This window comes from Arcobacter venerupis (assembly GCF_013201665.1).
Taxonomy (GTDB): domain Bacteria; phylum Campylobacterota; class Campylobacteria; order Campylobacterales; family Arcobacteraceae; genus Aliarcobacter; species Aliarcobacter venerupis.
In genome coordinates, this window is sequence record NZ_CP053840.1 from 1,593,832 (window position 1) to 1,611,451 (window position 17,620).

The 17,620-nt window shown below is 28.7% G+C and carries 19 protein-coding genes and 3 tRNA genes; 11 read left to right on the forward strand and 11 right to left on the reverse strand.

Annotated features, from left to right (window positions below):
* Positions 1–6: 6 nt before the first annotated feature.
* The 3 genes from AVENP_RS07890 to AVENP_RS07900 are packed head-to-tail and all read left to right on the forward strand — an operon-like array spanning position 7 to position 2,921.
* Positions 7–2,124 (forward strand): ribonucleoside triphosphate reductase, encoded by a 2,118-nt coding sequence (locus tag AVENP_RS07890; protein WP_128358446.1) that lies wholly within the window; start codon positions 7–9, stop codon positions 2,122–2,124.
* Positions 2,099–2,266, forward strand: a complete 168-nt coding sequence (gene nrdD / locus AVENP_RS15980) for an anaerobic ribonucleoside-triphosphate reductase (protein WP_153802232.1) — start codon at positions 2,099–2,101, stop codon at positions 2,264–2,266. The genes AVENP_RS07890 and nrdD overlap by 26 nt, the downstream gene beginning before the upstream one ends.
* Positions 2,217–2,921, forward strand: coding sequence for an anaerobic ribonucleoside-triphosphate reductase activating protein (locus tag AVENP_RS07900; RefSeq protein WP_235663721.1), 705 nt, complete (start codon positions 2,217–2,219; stop codon positions 2,919–2,921). Before nrdD ends, AVENP_RS07900 begins: the two co-directional genes overlap by 50 nt.
* Here the strand turns inward: AVENP_RS07900 and AVENP_RS07905 are convergent.
* The 3 genes from AVENP_RS07905 to hemB are packed head-to-tail and all read right to left on the reverse strand — an operon-like array spanning position 2,898 to position 5,776.
* Positions 2,898–3,578 carry a response regulator transcription factor gene (locus AVENP_RS07905; RefSeq protein WP_172664262.1) on the reverse strand — a complete coding sequence of 227 codons (681 nt, stop codon included), beginning with the start codon at positions 3,576–3,578 and terminating at the stop codon, positions 2,898–2,900. The two genes, AVENP_RS07900 and AVENP_RS07905, sit on opposite strands and share 24 nt — an antisense overlap.
* Before the next feature lie 3 nt (positions 3,579–3,581).
* Positions 3,582–4,796 carry a PAS domain-containing sensor histidine kinase gene (locus tag AVENP_RS07910; protein ID WP_128358444.1) on the reverse strand — a complete coding sequence of 405 codons (1,215 nt, stop codon included), beginning with the start codon at positions 4,794–4,796 and terminating at the stop codon, positions 3,582–3,584.
* 2 nt (positions 4,797–4,798) lie between these two features.
* Positions 4,799–5,776, reverse strand: coding sequence for a porphobilinogen synthase (gene hemB / locus AVENP_RS07915; RefSeq protein ID WP_128358443.1), 978 nt, complete (start codon positions 5,774–5,776; stop codon positions 4,799–4,801).
* A gap of 59 nt (positions 5,777–5,835) precedes the next feature.
* On the opposite strand from hemB, the gene ribA reads away from it, so the two are divergent.
* The 7 genes from ribA to glyS are packed head-to-tail and all read left to right on the forward strand — an operon-like array spanning position 5,836 to position 10,154.
* On the forward strand, positions 5,836–6,411 hold the full coding sequence (gene ribA / locus AVENP_RS07920) for a GTP cyclohydrolase II (protein WP_128358442.1): 576 nt from the start codon (positions 5,836–5,838) through the stop codon (positions 6,409–6,411).
* Complete coding sequence (gene rsmG / locus AVENP_RS07925) at positions 6,411–6,995, forward strand: 16S rRNA (guanine(527)-N(7))-methyltransferase RsmG (protein WP_228201855.1); 585 nt, start codon at positions 6,411–6,413, stop codon at positions 6,993–6,995. Before ribA ends, rsmG begins: the two co-directional genes overlap by 1 nt.
* On the forward strand, positions 6,995–7,219 hold the full coding sequence (locus tag AVENP_RS07930; RefSeq protein ID WP_128358441.1) for a PP0621 family protein: 225 nt from the start codon (positions 6,995–6,997) through the stop codon (positions 7,217–7,219). Before rsmG ends, AVENP_RS07930 begins: the two co-directional genes overlap by 1 nt.
* A 4-nt stretch (positions 7,220–7,223) precedes the next feature.
* Complete coding sequence (locus AVENP_RS07935; RefSeq protein WP_128358440.1) at positions 7,224–7,601, forward strand: hypothetical protein; 378 nt, start codon at positions 7,224–7,226, stop codon at positions 7,599–7,601.
* A complete protein-coding gene (locus AVENP_RS07940) occupies positions 7,598–7,942 on the forward strand; it encodes a hypothetical protein (RefSeq protein ID WP_128358439.1) in 345 nt (114 codons plus the stop codon). The genes AVENP_RS07935 and AVENP_RS07940 overlap by 4 nt, the downstream gene beginning before the upstream one ends.
* 48 nt (positions 7,943–7,990) lie before the next feature.
* Positions 7,991–8,146 carry a hypothetical protein gene (locus AVENP_RS07945; RefSeq protein WP_172664264.1) on the forward strand — a complete coding sequence of 52 codons (156 nt, stop codon included), beginning with the start codon at positions 7,991–7,993 and terminating at the stop codon, positions 8,144–8,146.
* Entirely contained in the window at positions 8,139–10,154 is a 2,016-nt protein-coding gene (gene glyS, locus AVENP_RS07950; protein ID WP_128358438.1) for a glycine--tRNA ligase subunit beta, read from the forward strand. Before AVENP_RS07945 ends, glyS begins: the two co-directional genes overlap by 8 nt.
* Before the next feature lie 117 nt (positions 10,155–10,271).
* Here glyS and AVENP_RS07955 read toward each other — a convergent pair.
* The 3 genes from AVENP_RS07955 to AVENP_RS07965 form a co-directional block, all read right to left on the reverse strand.
* Positions 10,272–10,348 (reverse strand) — tRNA-Thr (locus AVENP_RS07955).
* Positions 10,349–10,380: 32 nt separating this feature from the next.
* Positions 10,381–10,457: transfer RNA gene (locus tag AVENP_RS07960), tRNA-Met, on the reverse strand.
* 40 nt (positions 10,458–10,497) lie between these two features.
* Positions 10,498–10,574: transfer RNA gene (locus AVENP_RS07965), tRNA-Met, on the reverse strand.
* A gap of 163 nt (positions 10,575–10,737) precedes the next feature.
* On the opposite strand from AVENP_RS07965, the gene AVENP_RS07970 reads away from it, so the two are divergent.
* Positions 10,738–11,769 carry a bifunctional 3,4-dihydroxy-2-butanone 4-phosphate synthase/GTP cyclohydrolase II gene (locus tag AVENP_RS07970; protein WP_128358437.1) on the forward strand — a complete coding sequence of 344 codons (1,032 nt, stop codon included), beginning with the start codon at positions 10,738–10,740 and terminating at the stop codon, positions 11,767–11,769.
* A gap of 15 nt (positions 11,770–11,784) precedes the next feature.
* Here AVENP_RS07970 and AVENP_RS07975 read toward each other — a convergent pair whose 3' ends face one another.
* The 5 genes from AVENP_RS07975 to AVENP_RS07995 all read right to left on the reverse strand — a co-directional run bounded on the left by AVENP_RS07975 (position 11,785) and on the right by AVENP_RS07995 (position 17,382).
* Positions 11,785–12,279: a hypothetical protein gene (locus tag AVENP_RS07975; RefSeq protein ID WP_128358436.1), complete on the reverse strand. Its 495-nt coding sequence runs from the start codon at positions 12,277–12,279 to the stop codon at positions 11,785–11,787.
* Positions 12,280–12,355: 76 nt separating this feature from the next.
* Complete coding sequence (gene pckA / locus AVENP_RS07980; RefSeq protein ID WP_128358435.1) at positions 12,356–13,936, reverse strand: phosphoenolpyruvate carboxykinase (ATP); 1,581 nt, start codon at positions 13,934–13,936, stop codon at positions 12,356–12,358.
* A 29-nt stretch (positions 13,937–13,965) separates the two neighbouring features.
* Complete coding sequence (locus AVENP_RS07985) at positions 13,966–15,291, reverse strand: sodium ion-translocating decarboxylase subunit beta (RefSeq protein ID WP_153802263.1); 1,326 nt, start codon at positions 15,289–15,291, stop codon at positions 13,966–13,968.
* A gap of 16 nt (positions 15,292–15,307) precedes the next feature.
* Entirely contained in the window at positions 15,308–17,125 is a 1,818-nt protein-coding gene (locus AVENP_RS07990; protein ID WP_128360376.1) for a biotin/lipoyl-containing protein, read from the reverse strand.
* A 5-nt stretch (positions 17,126–17,130) separates the two neighbouring features.
* Positions 17,131–17,382 (reverse strand): OadG family protein, encoded by a 252-nt coding sequence (locus AVENP_RS07995; protein ID WP_128360377.1) that lies wholly within the window; start codon positions 17,380–17,382, stop codon positions 17,131–17,133.
* Positions 17,383–17,620 lie beyond the last annotated feature (238 nt).

A 17,620-nucleotide genomic window follows, 5' to 3' on the forward strand; every position in this document is an offset into this window, starting at 1 on the left:
ATATAAATGATAGAAAATATATTAAAAAGAAATGGTACAAAACAAGAATTTGAATCTTATAAAATAGAAGATGCAATAAAAAAAGCATTTAAAAGTGTAAATATTCAATATGATATTTCTATATTTTTTAATGTTTTATTTGAAATAAAACAAAAAAGATTAGTTGCAGTTGAAGATATACAAGATATTATCGAAAAAGAGTTATTTAAAGCTAGATATTTTGATGTAATGAAATCGTTTATTTTATATAGACATTTACATAAAATTCAAAGGGAACAAATTTTACAAATTGAAAATGATACTACTTATATAAACTCAACACAAACCATTCAAGAGTATATAAATGGTAGTGATTGGAGAATAAAAGCAAATTCAAATACAGGATATTCTCACGCAGGGCTTATTAATAATAGTGCTGGAAAAGTAATTGCTAATTATTGGCTTGACAAGGTTTATTCAAAAGAAGAGGGATATGCCCATAGAAATGCTGATTATCATATACATGATTTAGATTGTTTAAGTGGATATTGTGCTGGTTGGTCTTTGAGGGTTTTACTTGATGAGGGATTTAATAAGGTGCGAGGAAGGGTGGAAAGTTCTGCACCTAATCATTTTAGAGAAGCTTTAGGGCAAATGGCAAATTTTTTGGGAATTTTGCAAAGTGAATGGGCAGGTGCTCAAGCTTTTAGTAGTTTTGATACTTATTTAGCTCCTTATGTTTTCAAAGATAATTTATCTTATAAAGAAATCAAAAAAGCTGTTAGGTCTTTTATTTACAATTTAAATGTTCCTGCACGTTGGGGACAAAGTCCTTTTACGAATATTACTATTGATTGGACAGTTCCTGCTGATTTAAAAGATCAAATTCCAACACGAAACCAAAAACATCTTTTTAAAGATTTCCACAATGATGAATTATTAGAAAAAATCAAAGAAAAAGGTTATAAATCATTTGAAGAACTTACATACAAAGATTTCCAAAAACAGATGAATCAAATCAACAAAGCTTATTATGAAATAATGACCCAAGGTGATAAAACAGGGCAACCTTTTACTTTTCCAATTCCAACTGTTAATATCACTGAAGATTTTGATTGGTATGGTGAAAATACAGATGTTTTATTTGAAAATACAGCAAAAATAGGAAGTTCATATTTTCAAAATTTTATTGGAAGTCAATATGTAAAAGATGAAAATGGCAATCTAATAGAAAATGAAAAAGCTTATAAACCAGGCCATGTGCGTTCTATGTGTTGTAGATTACAACTTGATTTAAGAGAACTTCTAAAACGAGGTGGTGGTCTTTTTGGTTCAGCTGAAATGACAGGAAGTATTGGAGTTGTAACTATTAATATGGCAAGACTTGGATATTTATATAAAAGTAACATAAATGCCTTACTTCTTAGGATTGAAGAGTTAATGGAATTAGCAAAATCAACTCTTGAAAAGAAAAGAGTATTTGTAAAAGATATGTATGATAGAGGGCTTTATCCTTATACAAAAAGGTATTTACCTAATTTTAATAACCATTTTTCTACTATTGGTGTAAATGGAATGAATGAAATGATTAAAAACTACTTTGGAGAAAATATTGATATTTCTTCAAGTATTGGTAATGAATTTTGTTTAGAAATTTTAGATTTTATGAGAGATAAAATGATTAAGTTTCAAGAAGAAACGGGAAATTTATATAATCTTGAAGCAACACCAGCAGAGGGTACAACTTATAGATTTGCTAAAGAAGATAAAAAAAGATACAAAGATATTATCCAAGGTGGAGTTGGTAAAAACGTCTATTACACCAACTCTTCACAACTTCCTGTTGATTACACAGACGATCCTTTTGAGGCATTAACACTGCAAGATGAATTACAATGTAAATATACAGGAGGAACAGTCTTGCATTTATATATGAATGAGAGAATATCATCAATAGATGCTTGTAGAAAATTTGTAAAAAATACTATCACAAACTTTAGATTGCCATATATTACTATAACACCGCTTTTTTCAGTTTGTGAAATTCATGGTTATTTAACTGGTGAGCATGAGTATTGCCCAAAATGTGATGAAGAAATCTTAAAAAAGGAGTTAGAAAATGATAAAAAAACAAGAATTGCTTGAAAAAAACAGTGAAAAAAGAAAAAAGTGTATGGTTTATACTAGGGTTATGGGTTACCATAGACCAGTTGAGAGTTTTAATATAGGAAAAAAAGGTGAACACAATCAAAGAATTAAATTCATTGAATCAAAAGATTGTATATGATTTAACTAAATTTACAACAACAGATTATGTAGGACAACTCTCTTGCATAATTTGGTTTGTTTCTTGTAATTTTAGATGTTTGTATTGCTATAATGATAATATAGTTTATACAAAAGAGGGAAAATACTCTCAAAATGATATTTTGGATTTTTTAAAAACAAGAGTTGGATTATTAGATTCTGTAGTTTTATCAGGTGGAGAAGCGACAGTTCATAATGTTATACCAATTTGCAAAGAGATAAAAAAACTTGGGTTTAAAATAAAACTTGATACCAATGCTACTAATCTAAAACAAATTAAAGAGCTGATTAATTTAAATTTATTAGATTACATAGCTATTGATTTTAAAGCACCAAAATACAAATTTAAAGAACTTACATGTGTAAGTATCTATGATAATAGTATTAAGACTATACAATATTTAATAAATATAGGTTTTAATTTTGAACTCAGATCCACTATAAACTCAGCACTTTTAGATGAAAATGATATAAATGAGATGATAAAAATTATAAAAGAGTTAAACTATAAAAATATTTACTATCTACAAAATTTTCTCGAAACACCTTCTAATATAGGGAATATTTCCAAAGCCCAAGATATAGATAAAAGTAAAATAAATTCTTTAGATTTAATCATTCAATACAGAAATTAAATATCCTTGAGAAGATATATTTTCTATTAAATCTTTCGAGGTTTTTAATCTTAATCTTTTAATAAAAGTTCTTAATCTTTCATCATTTACTTCTTCATTCCATAAAGATTTTTTGATTGCAGAGCTTGAAACTATATTGTTTTTATTTTTTATTAGAAGATGGAAAAACTCTTTTTCTCTTTTCGTAAGAGTTATTAAAATCGTTTTTTTATATAAAGACATAGAGTTGTTATCAAAAATATACTCATCTTTTAAATTAACTTTTTTTTGTTTATTTAATTTAGGAGCAATTTTATTTATGTGTTCTAGTACTTCTTCAGGATCAAAAGGCTTTATAAAATATTTACTTATACCCAAATCAATAGCTTTTAAAAGTTTTTCCTTTTCTGAGTGGGCACTTAATACTATTATTGGTATAAACTCATCCAATTCTTTTATTTTTTGCGTCATTTGCAAACCATCACAAATGGGCATCATAATATCTGTAATTATAATATCAGGTTTAAAAATTTGAAATTTTTTTAATCCCTCATTACCATCTTTTGCAATTACAACAGAAAAAAATGAGTCAGATATTGCATCTTTTAGTAGTTGTGCTAATCTTTTTTCATCTTCTACAATTAAAATTTTTAATGTTTTTAATAAATCTTTATTCATCTGTTAACCTAATAGTAATTTTATGCTGAAAATAGAACCATCATCACAATTTTCATGACTTAATTCACCTTCTAAACTTTTTTCTATAATCATTTTAGACATAAAAAGTCCAAGACCTGTACCTTGACTTTTATATTTTGTTGTAAAGTAAGGATCAAATATTTTATCAATATTCTCTTTACTTATTCCACCTGCATTATCTTTTATTTCAAGTAAGGCATATTTTTTATCTAAAATTTGCTTTTGTTTTAGTGTAATTATAATAGTTCTATTTGTTATACCATTTTGAACAAAGGCATCTTTTGAGTTTTGAATTAGGTTTATAATCACTTGAGAAAGCTCGTTTAATACGCCAATTACTTTATAATTAATTGGAACATCTATTTGAATATGAATATTTTCTGATTCTATTACTTTTCTTAAAATTACTAAAGCTTCATTTATGGCATCTTTTATTTCAAAACTCTTTTTCTCTTTTTGTGGTTTAAAAAAATTCGTAAAATCATCTATTGTTGAAGACATACTTAGGATTAAAGTTTTACTCTCTTTATATAATTCATCTACTTTTTTTTCATTATTATTTAGAAAAGCTTTTTTCATATTAAAAAGTGTGAGATTAAGTTCAGTTAATGGCTGTCTCCATTGATGTGCAATATTTGCTAACATTTGCCCAAGACTTGCCATTCTTGATTGCCAAAATAGAAGTTTTTGTTTCTCTTCATTTTTTTTAATCTCTTCAATTACTCTTTTTTCTAGGGTTTTATTTAACTCTTTTAATTGTTTTGTCTGTTCTTTTACTTTTATTTCAAGATTTAAATTTAACTGCTCAAGCTCTTTCTCTTTTAATTCAAGTCTTTTTTTGAGTTCAACTTCAGAAGTTACATCATATCTAATTGCTATAAACTCAATAATATTTCCATTTAGATCTAAAATAGGGGTTATTGTTGTATTTAAATAGACAGTTTCTTTATTTTTTGTTAGATTTTTTACAGTTGCTTTATAAGATTTTTTTTCGAGAATTGTTTCCCAAAGGGTTTCAAAGTTAGAAGTTGGTACTTCTGGATGTCTTACGATGTTGTGATTTTGACCAATCAATTCATCATAAGAGTATCCAGAGATTTTACAAAACTCATCATTTACAAAAGTAATAATTCCATTTATATCAGTTTTTGATACGATATTTGAATTTTCAATTGCTTCTTGATAAGTATTGCTCATTTTTAATATTGTTTTCTTAAAAGTTCACAAACTTCTTTTGCATGATAAGAGATGATAATATTTGCACCAGCTCTTTTAAAAGCAATCATAGTTTCCATCATAACTCTTTCATAATCAATTAATCCAGCAATTCCTGCGTGTTTAAGCATTGCATATTCACCACTTACATTATACACACATAAAGGAAGATTAGAAGCATTTCTAATATCTCTTACAATGTCTAAAAATGCAAGAGCCGGTTTTACCATTAAAATATCTGCACCTTCTTTTTCATCTTCAAGTGATTCTTCAATAGCTTCTAGTCTATTTGCTGGATTCATTTGATAAGTTCTTCTATCTCCAAAAGATGGAGTTGATTCTGCAACATCTCTAAATGGTCCATAATAGCCACTTGCAAATTTTGTAGAATAAGCCATGATAGGAAGATTTCTAAATCCATTTTCATCTAAAGCATTTCTAAGCGTTGTAATAATTCCATCCATCATTCCAGATGGTGCAATCATATCAGCTCCTGCTCTTGCGTGAACTAATGCTTGTTGTGCTGAAATTTCTAATGTTTTATCATTATCAACACTTCCAGTTTTTGGGTCTAAAATACCACAATGTCCATGGTCTGTGTATTCACAAAAGCATAAATCAGTTACGATGAACATTTGAGGAAATTTCTCTTTAATTGCTTTTATTGTTCGTGCAATTATGCTTTCATCACATAAACACTCACTTCCAACAGAATCTTTTACATCTGGAATTGCAAATAATATAATTGATTTTAAATTAATACTTACGAGATATTCACACTCTTTTAAAATTTCATCAATACTCATTTGATAAACACCTGGCATTGAAGCAACTTCCGTTTTTATACCTTTACCTTCTCTTACAAATAATGGATAGATGAAATCATCAGCACTTACTGTAGTTTCTTGAACCAAATTTCTTAAAGTCTCATTTATTCTTAGTCTTCTAAATCGTTTAAACATTCTATTTACCTCTTTTGGTTATAATCTTCGGATTTTAACAGTTTAAGGTTTAAATACAAATGAATATAATACAATCAAATATAGCCAATTTACCAACAAAATATGGAAAATTTAAAATAAAAGCTTACAAAGACGGAACTCAAGAACATTTAGCAATAATGAGTCAAAATTTTGAAAATATTGATGCTCCATATGTTAGAATTCACTCAGAGTGCCTAACAGGCGACACACTTGGCAGTTTAAAGTGTGATTGTCAAAATCAATTAGATTTATCATTAAAATTTATTGCTCGTGAGGGTGGTTTAGTAATTTACCATAGACAAGAGGGTAGAAATATCGGTTTAGTAAATAAAGTAAATGCTTACGCACTGCAAGACCAAGGTCGAAATACAATTCAAGCAAATTTAGAATTAGGTTTTAAGGAAGATGAAAGAGATTACTCTATTGTTGGACATATCTTTAAAGATTTAGGAGTGAAAAAGTTAAAATTAATAACTAATAATCCTAAAAAAATAGACTATGTTGAATCTTTAGGAATAGAGATTGTTGAAAGAATTCCAGCAATTACACAATCAAATAAATATAACGAAGGCTATTTGCAAACGAAAAAAGAGCAAATGGGACATATGCTTTAATGATTTTAGAACAATTATTAGAAGAAAACAATCTTCATTTTGATGATAAATTTTATAAAGATTGTGAAGTTTTTATAAAACTATTACAACAATGGGGAATGGTTCATAACCTTAGTGGAAGACTCACAAGAAGTGATATAGAAGAGAATATTTTGGATTCTGTATATCCTTTGAAATTTATTAAGAGTTATACAAGTTTTGCAGATATTGGAACAGGTGCTGGTTATCCTGGTTTAATTTTAGCAATGGCTTTAAAAGATGTAAAATCTTACCTAATTGAGCCTAGAATTAAAAGAGTTTCATTTTTAAATTTTGTAAAAGCAACTTTAAAATTAGATAATTTGACAGTAATTTGTAGTAGAGTAGAGCAGGTTAAAGATTTACAAGTTGAATTAATAACTTCAAGAGCTGTTACAAATACTTCATTACTTTTAGATATTACAAAAAATATCAAAAAAGAGGATAGCTCATACCTTTTTTATAAAGGCTCTGTACTTGAAAATGAAATTGAAATAGCAAACTTAAATACTTACAAAATAGTAAATAGAAAAGATAGAAACTATCTTTATATAGAAGGTAAATAATGGTTTTAAAAATTATAATAGTTGCAATACTGGCTTTTTTAGCTTATATTTTACTATTTAAAAAAAGTAGAGAAAAAGAGATTTCTTCTAAAAAAAACGAAAAAATAACAGATGAAATGGTTGAATGCCCAACATGTAAAACCTATGTTTCTCAAAAAGAAGCAATTATTAGCAATGGAAAATTTTATTGCTCGAAAGAGTGTTTAGAAAATAAAGAAGGATAAGAAAATGATAATTATCGGTGATAATTTAATTCCTTTTGAAGATTTAAAATATATTCAAAATATTGAAAATATTCAGAATACTAAAGCAAATTCAACTGTAATGTTTAATTACAATGAAGAAGTTTTAAAATATTGTTATGAAAATGAAATCTCTTCAGCTGTTATTGTAACTTCAATAAAAGAGGCTATTTATTGTAATAGTTTAAATGTTAAATATATAATTTCAGAAAAAGATCTGGCTACTCAAATACAAAAAATTGCTGATAATTATATGTATGATTCAAAAAATTTAGCAATTATAGATTCAAATGAAGAGTTTGAAAAAATGGCAAATAATGAAATTGATGGTGTTATTTATAGAAAGTTGACTAAAGAAATATGATAAAAAAGATTATATTCATTCTTTCTATTTGTATTTACTCTTTTGCTTGTAGTGGGGATTGTATGGCTTGTCATCCAGTTCTTAAAGAGTCAATAAAAGAAAAACATCATCAAGTATTAACTACGTGTATTGCATGTCATACTAAAACTCCTGCAACTATGGTTGAGTGTGGAGGAGATTGTTTTGCTTGTCACTCTCAAAACAAATTAATAGAATCAAATAGAATTGAACATCAGAATCTTGCATCTTGCAAAGAATGTCATATAAATAAAGAGGATTTATTTAAAAACTCTTCATTAAATGGTGGTTCAACTTTAATGGATTTACTAAAGAATAAGTGATTTTTGGCTAAAATTCTGGCCTTTTAATAGATAAAACTTAGGATAAATGTGAAAGATATATTAGACACAATAATACTTATTATGTTCGTTATTATGGTTGCAATGTTTATAATCAACTTTAATAGACAACAAATAAAAAAACATACAGATAAAATTGCAGAAAATGAAAATAAGAACTCTAACAAGGATAAAATAGATGAATAAACCATTATTAATTGAGATTGGTGTAGAAGAATTACCAGCGATTCCATTTTTAAATGAATTACCAAATATTGAAAAAAAATGGCAGTGTCTATTAGAAAAAAATAGATTACTTTGTGAATTTGATTTCTTTTATACACCAAGAAGATTAGTATTATGGCACAGAGAGTTTCAAGTGGCTCAAGAAGATTCAACTGTTGAACAGTTTGGTGCTCCTGTTAAAATAGCTTATAAAGATGGCGTTCCAACAGGTGCAGCTATTAGTTTTGCTGCTAAATGTGGTGTTGATGTAGCTGCTTTAGATAAAATTGATTTAGGAAAAGGTGAAGTTCTTTATTTCAAACAAGAGGTAAAAGGAAGTGAGTCTAAAACTTTATTAAATGATATGGTTAATGAATTCGTTCATTCATTAAACTTTGGAAAATCAATGAGATGGGCAAGCCGAACTGATAGTTTTATTAGACCAATTAGAAGTTTATCTATTCTTTTAGGTGAAGAAATAGTTGATGCTGAACTTTTTGGAGTTAAATCATCTAATTTTTCATTTGCTCATAGAATGGTTTCTTATGAACCATTTACTTACTCTTTTGCAGGGGATTATTTCTGCAAACTTGATAAAAGTGGAGTTATTTTATATCCAGATGAAAGAAGAGAAAGAATTCTTTTTCAAATGAAAGATATAGAACAAAGACATAATATCAAAATAGAAATTGATACTGAGCTTTTAGAAGAAGTGGTTGCAATCACAGAGTATCCAACAGCTTTAATTGGTAAATTCGATGTTGATTTCCTTGAATTACCAGAAGAAGTAATTGTAACTTCTATGAAAGAGAATCAAAGATATTTTGCAGTTTATAAAGATGGAAAATTAACAAATAATTTTATTGTTGTTTCAAATTCTAAAACTGAAGATTTTGGTTATATAATCGCTGGAAATGAAAAAGTATTAAGACCAAGACTTGCCGATGCAATGTTCTTCTATAAAAATGACATTAAAAATGGTTTATCAAATGAGGGACTTAAAAAACTTGTATTTGTTGAGGGTTTAGGATCAATGTATGAAAAATGCGAAAGAGAAGCAAAAATAGCTTCTTATTTAGCAGATATTTTTGATGTTAAAGAAAAAGAACTTTTACAAAAAGCTGTAATGTTATCAAAAGCAGATTTAATGTCAGAAATGGTTTATGAATTTACTGAACTTCAAGGTTTGATGGGATACTACTATGCAAAAATTGCTGGAGAAGATGAATTAGTTTATACAGCTTTAAAAGAACAATATTTACCAGATGGAGAAGATTCAGAACTTCCATCAAATGTATTCTCATCTATAGTTGCTTTATCAAATAAATTAGATAATCTAATGGGATTATTTAGTGCTGGAAAAATTCCAACTGGTTCAAAAGATCCATTTGGATTAAGACGAGCTGCTGCTGGAATTGTTAAAATCGCAATGGAACATAAATTAGCAATCGATTTATCTAAAATTATTGATACTTTATCTATGAACTATAAAAATTTAGATAAAAAGATATTAATAGAATTTTTTAATGAAAGATTATTTAAAATTTTTGAAGTAAACCCAACTGTATTAAAAGCTGTTCTTGCAAGTGGAGAAACAGATATTTATAAAATTTCTCAAAAAATTTGTGCATTAAATCCAATAGTTCAAAGTGATAATTTTAAAGAGTATGCTGCTACTTTTAAAAGAGTTGCAAATATTATAAAAGATGTTGATGTAAATACAAAACTTGGGATTGATGAAGACTTGTTTGAAAATGATGAAGAAAAAGAGTTGTATACTAAATATAATGAAGTTAGATTTAAATCTTATGTGACTTATGATGAAGAGTTAGAGGCATTATTTGCACTAAAACCACAATTGGATAAATTCTTTGATAATGTATTTGTAAATCATGAAAATGAGAAAATAAAAATAAATAGAAAAAATTTAATTGGATTAGTTTATCAAGGTTTTAGAAAAATTGCTGATATTAAAGAAATTACAATCTAATTGATTTTATTTTTCGGAAAAATTCCGAAAAATAAAAAACAAAGCCAATGTTCGCACGCATTAATTTTATTGTAAAATTAGTATTTTTTTGTGTTGAGAAAAAAGATTGAATTTTAGTGGAGCTGGTGAAGGGAGTCGAACCCCCGACCTGCTGATTACAAATCAGCTGCTCTAGCCAACTGAGCTACACCAGCGCTTAAAAAAAGCATTTACATTTGCTTTAAAATGGTGTCAAGAGAGGGACTCGAACCCTCGACCTCCGGCTTATGAGACCAGCGCTCTAACCAGCTGAGCTACCTTGACCTGAACCTAAGACATCATTTTAAAACAAATGTTTATAATTTGGTTGCGGGAATAGGATTTGAACCTATGACCTTCGGGTTATGAGCCCGACGAGCTACCTAGCTGCTCTATCCCGCGATTTTATATCAAAAAACTGTAGAATTATAATTCTTTTCTATTTGGTGATTAAGTGCCGGAATTATAGTCAAATAAATACCTAATGTCAAGACTTTTTATAGGATATTTTTTGATTTTTTGATATAATAATTACATAACAAACAATTAATTATAAAGAAGAACTATGAATGCAATACAAAGAGTACAAGAAGCGATAAAAGAGATTCAAAAAGGTAATATGGTAATAATGTTGGATGATGAAGACAGAGAGAATGAGGGTGATTTAGTTTATGCAGCGCCTTTAAGTAGCGCTGATAAAGTAAATTTCATGGCTACTCATGCAAAAGGTTTAATTTGTGTATCTGTAACAAAAGAGACTGCAAATAGATTACAACTAAATCCTATGGTTAGCTCAAATACTTCATCTTATGAAACTGCATTTACTGTTTCTGTAGATGCAGCTAATGCAAGTACAGGAATTAGTGCAAAAGAGAGAGATGATACTATTAAAATACTTTCTAATCCTATTTCAAATGCACTTGAACTTGTTCGGCCAGGACATATCTTCCCTTTAATTGCAAAAGATGGCGGTGTATTAGTTAGAACAGGACATACAGAGGGAAGTGTTGATTTATGCAAATTAGCAGGCCTTAATGGTGAAGCTGTAATTTGTGAAATCATGAAAGAAGATGGAACCATGGCTAGAAGAGATGATTTAGATATATTTGCTGCTAAACATGATTTGAAACAAGTGTATATATCTGATTTAGTTGAATATAGATTATCTCATGAAAAATTAGTTGAAGAAATTTCAAGTATAAATAAAAAATTTTTCTCTTCGAATGTAATTCAAAAAGAGTTTAAAGATCATTTAGGAAATATTCATACTGCTATTATTTGTGGTGATATTAATGAAATAACTCATGTGAAATTTCATACAATAACTCCAGATATTAACCTTTTTCTAAATGATGAAAAATTACATTCTATGCTTAAAACAATTAATTTTTTACAAGCAAAAAGTGGAATATTAATATTTTTAAGTGATGAAATGAGAAAAAAAGATTCACAAAAAGATTATGGAATAGGGGCTCAAATTCTAAATTCTTTAAACATAAAAAAAATAAAGCTAATGACTAGCGGAGGAAAACACTCTTTTGTTGGATTACAGGGTTTTGGTCTTGAAATTGTTGAAGAAATTCAAATAGAGTGTTAATACACTCTATTTAATTTAATAAATTCCAGCTGCTGATTTTATTACTTCCAATGTTTTTTGAGGAATTATTAAATCTTGTGATAATTTATCTTGATTTTCTTTATAGTATTTTGATTCTAATACAGTACTAATCTTATCTTCAAATTTTTGTATTACTGTCTCTTGAGTATCTTTGTCTTCAATATCTAAAAATTGTCTAGGTTCTTGGTTTACAATTCTTGCTAATCTATAATTGAATAAATAAACATTATCATATTCTTCATCAAATAGATTACACATAGTTTTATAAACATTATCTAATTCTGTTTCATACTTTTTATAAATAATTCCTGCACTATCATTTAAGGCTTTTGTAAAATTATTATAATTTATAAATAATTCTTTTAAAATATCTTCATCAACTGAGTCATTATTGACATCATATTTTTTTGATAATAAATGATTACAACAATAGTAGACAACTTCGTTTTGATTGTTTTTTATATTTGCTAGAAAATCCGATAATTTCATATATAATCTCCATAGATTTTGCAATAAAAGTACATATAATACTTTTATTGCAATTAATTTTGTAGAAAATTATATCTTATAAAACTGGTCCTGCAGCTGTGAAATCAAATTCACTTTCTAAAGTTAAGTATTTTTTAAAGTTTTTAATATACATTGAAGCTAATTTTCTTTTTGTTTCATCATAAGATTCTTTATCTTTCCATGTATTTCTTGGATTTAAGATTTCAGTATCAACACCTTTTAGTGTTTTTGGAATATTTAAATTAAATACTGATAAAAGTTCAAATTCTGATTCATTTATTGAACCATCTAAAATACTATTTATACAAGCTCTTGTATTTTTAATACTCATTCTCGAACCAAATCCATAAGCTCCACCTGTCCAACCTGTGTTTACAAGAAAAACATTTACTTTATGTTGATCGATTTTTCTACCTAATAATTCTGCATAAACTGTAGGATTTAAAGGTAAAAATGCTTCTCCAAAACATGAAGAGAAAGTAGCAACTGGTTCTGTTATTCCTCTTTCTGTTCCTGCAACTTTCGCAGTATATCCACTTAAGAAATAGTACATTGCTTGTTGTTTATCAAGCTTTGCAACAGGAGGTAATACACCAAATGCATCTGCACATAGGAATATAATATTAGTTGGATGACCACCTCTCATATCTGGAGTATGGTTTGAAATATGAGATAAAGGATAAGAAACTCTAGTATTTTCAGTTTTTGAACCATCACTATAATCAACAACACCATTTTCATCTGCAATTACATTTTCTAAAATTGCACCTTTTCTTATTGCATTAAAAATTTCAGGTTCTGAGTTTTTATCAAGATTAATAACTTTTGCATAACACCCACCTTCAAAATTAAAAATTCCTTCATCATCCCAACCATGTTCATCATCACCAATTAAAGCTCTATTTGGATCTGTTGAAAGTGTCGTTTTTCCTGTTCCTGAAAGGCCAAAAAATAGTGCAGTATCACCGTCTTTACCAATATTTGCAGAACAGTGCATTGCTAGTTTACCTTCTAATGGAAGCCAGTAATTCATCATAGAGAATACACCTTTTTTCATTTCGCCTGCATACCAAGTCCCACCAATAATAGCAATATTATCTTCTACATTAAAAATAACATAAACTTCTGAATGTAAACCATGACTAGCATATGCCATATCAACTGTTTTACAAGAGTTATATATAGTAAAATCAGGTTTGAAATTATCTAATTCTTCTTGTGTTTGAGGTAGTATAAACATATTTTGAATAAAATGTGCTTGCCATGCAACCTCAGTAATAAATCTAACAGATTTTCTTGAATCAAGTGATGCTCCACAATATACATCTGTTACATAAAGATCTTTGTTACTTAATTGTTTTTTAGAAGTTTTAAATAAATCTTCATAAACATCTTTAGATACTTTTTTATTAATATCTCCCCATGCAATATACTTATTAGAAGGATCTTGATTTACAAAAAATTTATCTTTAGGACTTCTTCCTGTAAAAATACCTGTATCAATCATTAATGCACCTGAAGAAGATATTTTTGCTCCTTCATTTTCAACAGCATCTCTTATTAATGTGTCAACATCCAAATTTCTTCTAATAATTCCAACGTTTTCTAAACCTAATGAGTCTTTAATTTCAGACATAATTTAACTTTCCTACTTGTTAATTTTAATTATTTAAATATCGATAAAAGGACACCAGCAGCAACCGCTGAACCAATTACTCCAGCCACATTAGGACCCATCGCATGCATTAATAAAATGTTCGATTTGTCATAAAGTTGACCTTCTTTACTTACAACCCTTGCTGCCATTGGCACAGCTGATACTCCTGCTGCTCCAATCAAAGGATTGATCTGATTATCTTTTGAACTAACTAAATTCATTAATTTAGCCATTATTACACCCATTGCAGTACCTGCACTAAATGCTAAAAGACCTATTGCCATAATCCCCATTGTCTCTGCAACTAAAAATTGCTCTGATGCTAGTTTTGAACCAACACCTAATCCTAAAAATATAGTTACTATATTGATTAATGCATTTTGCATTGTATCTGAAAGTCTATCAACAACTCCTGATTCTCTTGCAAAATTTCCAAGACATAACGCTCCAATAAGTGGTGCAGCATCTGGAAGTATTAAAATTGTTAATGTTAAAACAACTAAAGGAAATACTATTTTCTCTAATTTAGATACCTTTCTTGTTGCTGGCATCTTTATTTTTCTTTCTTTCATTGTTGTTAATACTCTCATAATTGGAGGTTGAATTAATGGTACTAATGCCATATATGAATATGCAGCAACAGCAATGGCTCCAAGTAATTCAGGTGCTAATTTAGAAGCAACAAATATAGACGTTGGTCCATCAGCTCCTCCAATAATTGAAATAGCTGCTGCTTGTTCTAGGGTAAAATTAATTCCTGGAACATATTGTGATAACAATACAGCACCAACAAGTGAACCAAATATACCAAATTGTGCAGCACCACCTAAAAGTGCAGTTTTTGGATTAGCTAATAATGGACCAAAATCTGTCATAGCTCCAACACCCATAAATATTAGTAATGGAAAAAATTGATTAGTAATACCCATACTATAAATAATTCCCAACATTCCGTCATGTCCTGCCATATTAGCAATTGGAATATTTGCTAATAATCCACCAAATCCAATTGGAAGTAATAATAATGGTTCAAACCCTTTTTTAATTGCTAAATAAAATAGTAAAAAACAGATTAAAATCATAATAACTCTTCCTGCACCTTGTGCAAATAGAGTCATATCTTTTCCATGAGAATCTTTTACACCAACTTGGGGTTGAAGCAATGCTTTAATCCCAGTTGTTGCGTAAAATGATTCTACTAATTCACCCATTGTTTTTGAATGGTATGGTTGTTTCTCTTGAGTACTTACTACATCTGTTCCTGCATTTGCAAAACTAGTTGTTGTAAAAAATGCGAATAAAAGAAATAAACCTACTAATATATTTTTTTTCATTAACTACTTTACAACATTAACCAATAATGGCTAATGTTTCTCCCTCATCAACAGCTTGTGTATTATTAACTAAAATTTTAGTAATAGTTCCAGCAACTGGTGCATTAATCTCTATTTCCATTTTCATAGCTTCTAAAATCATAATTTGTTGATCAGCTTCAACATAATCACCTTCTTTTACAAGAATCTTCCAAACTGCACCATTAACAGCAGCCAGAACAGGAGTTCCTCCACTTGTAGTAGCTGGAGTTGATACTGTATTATTTATTACATTAGTATTAGTAACAGGTGTTACTTGAATATCAGCATTACCCTCAGCAATTGTTACATTAAACTTTTGACCATCTACTACAACTGTATAGTTTCCACTTGCGTTATTCATCTTTTTCTCTCCTAGTTTACAATCTTTATTCTCTTCACAAACAGCATCAGTTTTTCTTACATTTAAAGGTGATTCACCTTTTAAGAAAGCAATTCCTTTTTCATCACAAGCAGCTGCGATAAAAATATTTTCTTCAGTTGTAGGAATACCTTCCATTTCTAATCTTTGTTTCCAAACAGAGATTTTTTTCTTTTCATCTCTATCTGCAATATCTAAAGGATTTTCACTAGTTGGTTGAAGTTTTAATTTAAGAGCTGCAAGTGCAATAATTTCAGGATCTGCAGGAACTGGAGTTTTACCAAAGTATCCTAATACCATTTTCCCATAACCAGGAGCTATTTGTTTCCAAGGTCCAAACATTACATTAGCATATGCTTGTTGCCAATAAAATTGAGAAACAGGAGTTACAGACGTACCATATCCACCACGTTCTACAACTTCTCTCATAGCTTTAATAACTTCAGGGAATTTATCTAAAGTTCCATTATCTCTCATCATTTGAGTATTAGCAGTTAATGCACCACCTGGCATAGGAGAAAAAGGAATTAAAGGAGAAACTTGAGTAGCTTCAGGGGGAATAAAGTAGTCTTTTAAACAATGATTTAATGTTTCTTGGTATTTTAGAATCTTTTCAATTTCTAAACCACCTAAATCATAGTTTTTACCTTTAACAGCATGAAGCATTGTAAGAATATCAGGTTGGCTAGTTCCACCAGAAACTGGCGAAGCAGCTAAATCAATCCCATCAGCACCAGCATCTAAAGCAGCTAAATAACAAGCAACTGAAACACCAGCAGTTTCATGGGTATGAAGTCTAATATGAGTATCAGTTCCAACTAGATTTCTAGCCATTTGAATTGTTTCATAGATTTTTTGAGGAGAAGAAGTTCCCGATGCATCTTTAAAACAGATTGAATCATAAGGAAGTCCACTATCAAGAATTTGTCTTAATGTTTTTTCATAGAAAGCAACATCATGAGCACCAAAGCAACCTGGAGGTAAATCCATTAAAGTGATTACTACTTCATGGTTCAAACCATATTTTTTAATACATTCAGCAGAATATTCAAGATTTTGAACATCATTTAAAGCATCAAAATTTCTGATTGTTGTTGTTCCATGTTTTGCGAACATTTTTGCATGTAAGTCGATTAGTTCTCTTGAACCCGTATCTAGCATAACTGTATTTATACCACGAGCCAAAGTTTGTAAGTTTGCATCTGGGCCAACGATTTGCCTAAATTTATCCATCATATCAAATGCATTTTCTTGAAGATAGAAGAATAAAGATTGGAATCTAGCTCCTCCACCAAACTCAAAGTGAGTTATTCCGGCTTCTTTTGCAGCAGCTACTGCTGGAAAGAAATCATTCATTAGAACTCTTCCACCAAAGACAGATTGAAATCCATCTCTAAAAGTTGTGTCCATGATATCTATATATTTTTTAGACATATATTTTAACCCTTTAGATTTTTATGATGTTGCACTGCTGCAACTATTGCGGCTATCTTTGCAGTTTCTACATTTGTATTATTCGCTTTTACTGGTGTTGTTACTACACTTACAATTTTTTCTTTTTGTGGAAAAAATCTTGTTAGTATTGCTCCTTGTGCTTTTAATACAAATATCATTATTGTTAGGAATGCAAATACTACACCCATCCCTAAAAACATGAATTTTATTGACTCTGCTACTAAGTTTATTTCCATAATACTCTCCATGGTTACCATCTGTAATTGTCAATGTAATAATATATAAAAGTTGCTTTAGTAATATTTATATTTTGATTTGATTTTTATTAAATTTATAAATTTTAATGAGTTTTAGTTATTATAATATTTTTTCTCCAAATTCATAAATTAAATTATCTAATTTGATTAATATTTTTATTATATTTACTTTAGTTTTTAGTAATTTTAATGACATTTTGAATCCTTAGTAATAAAA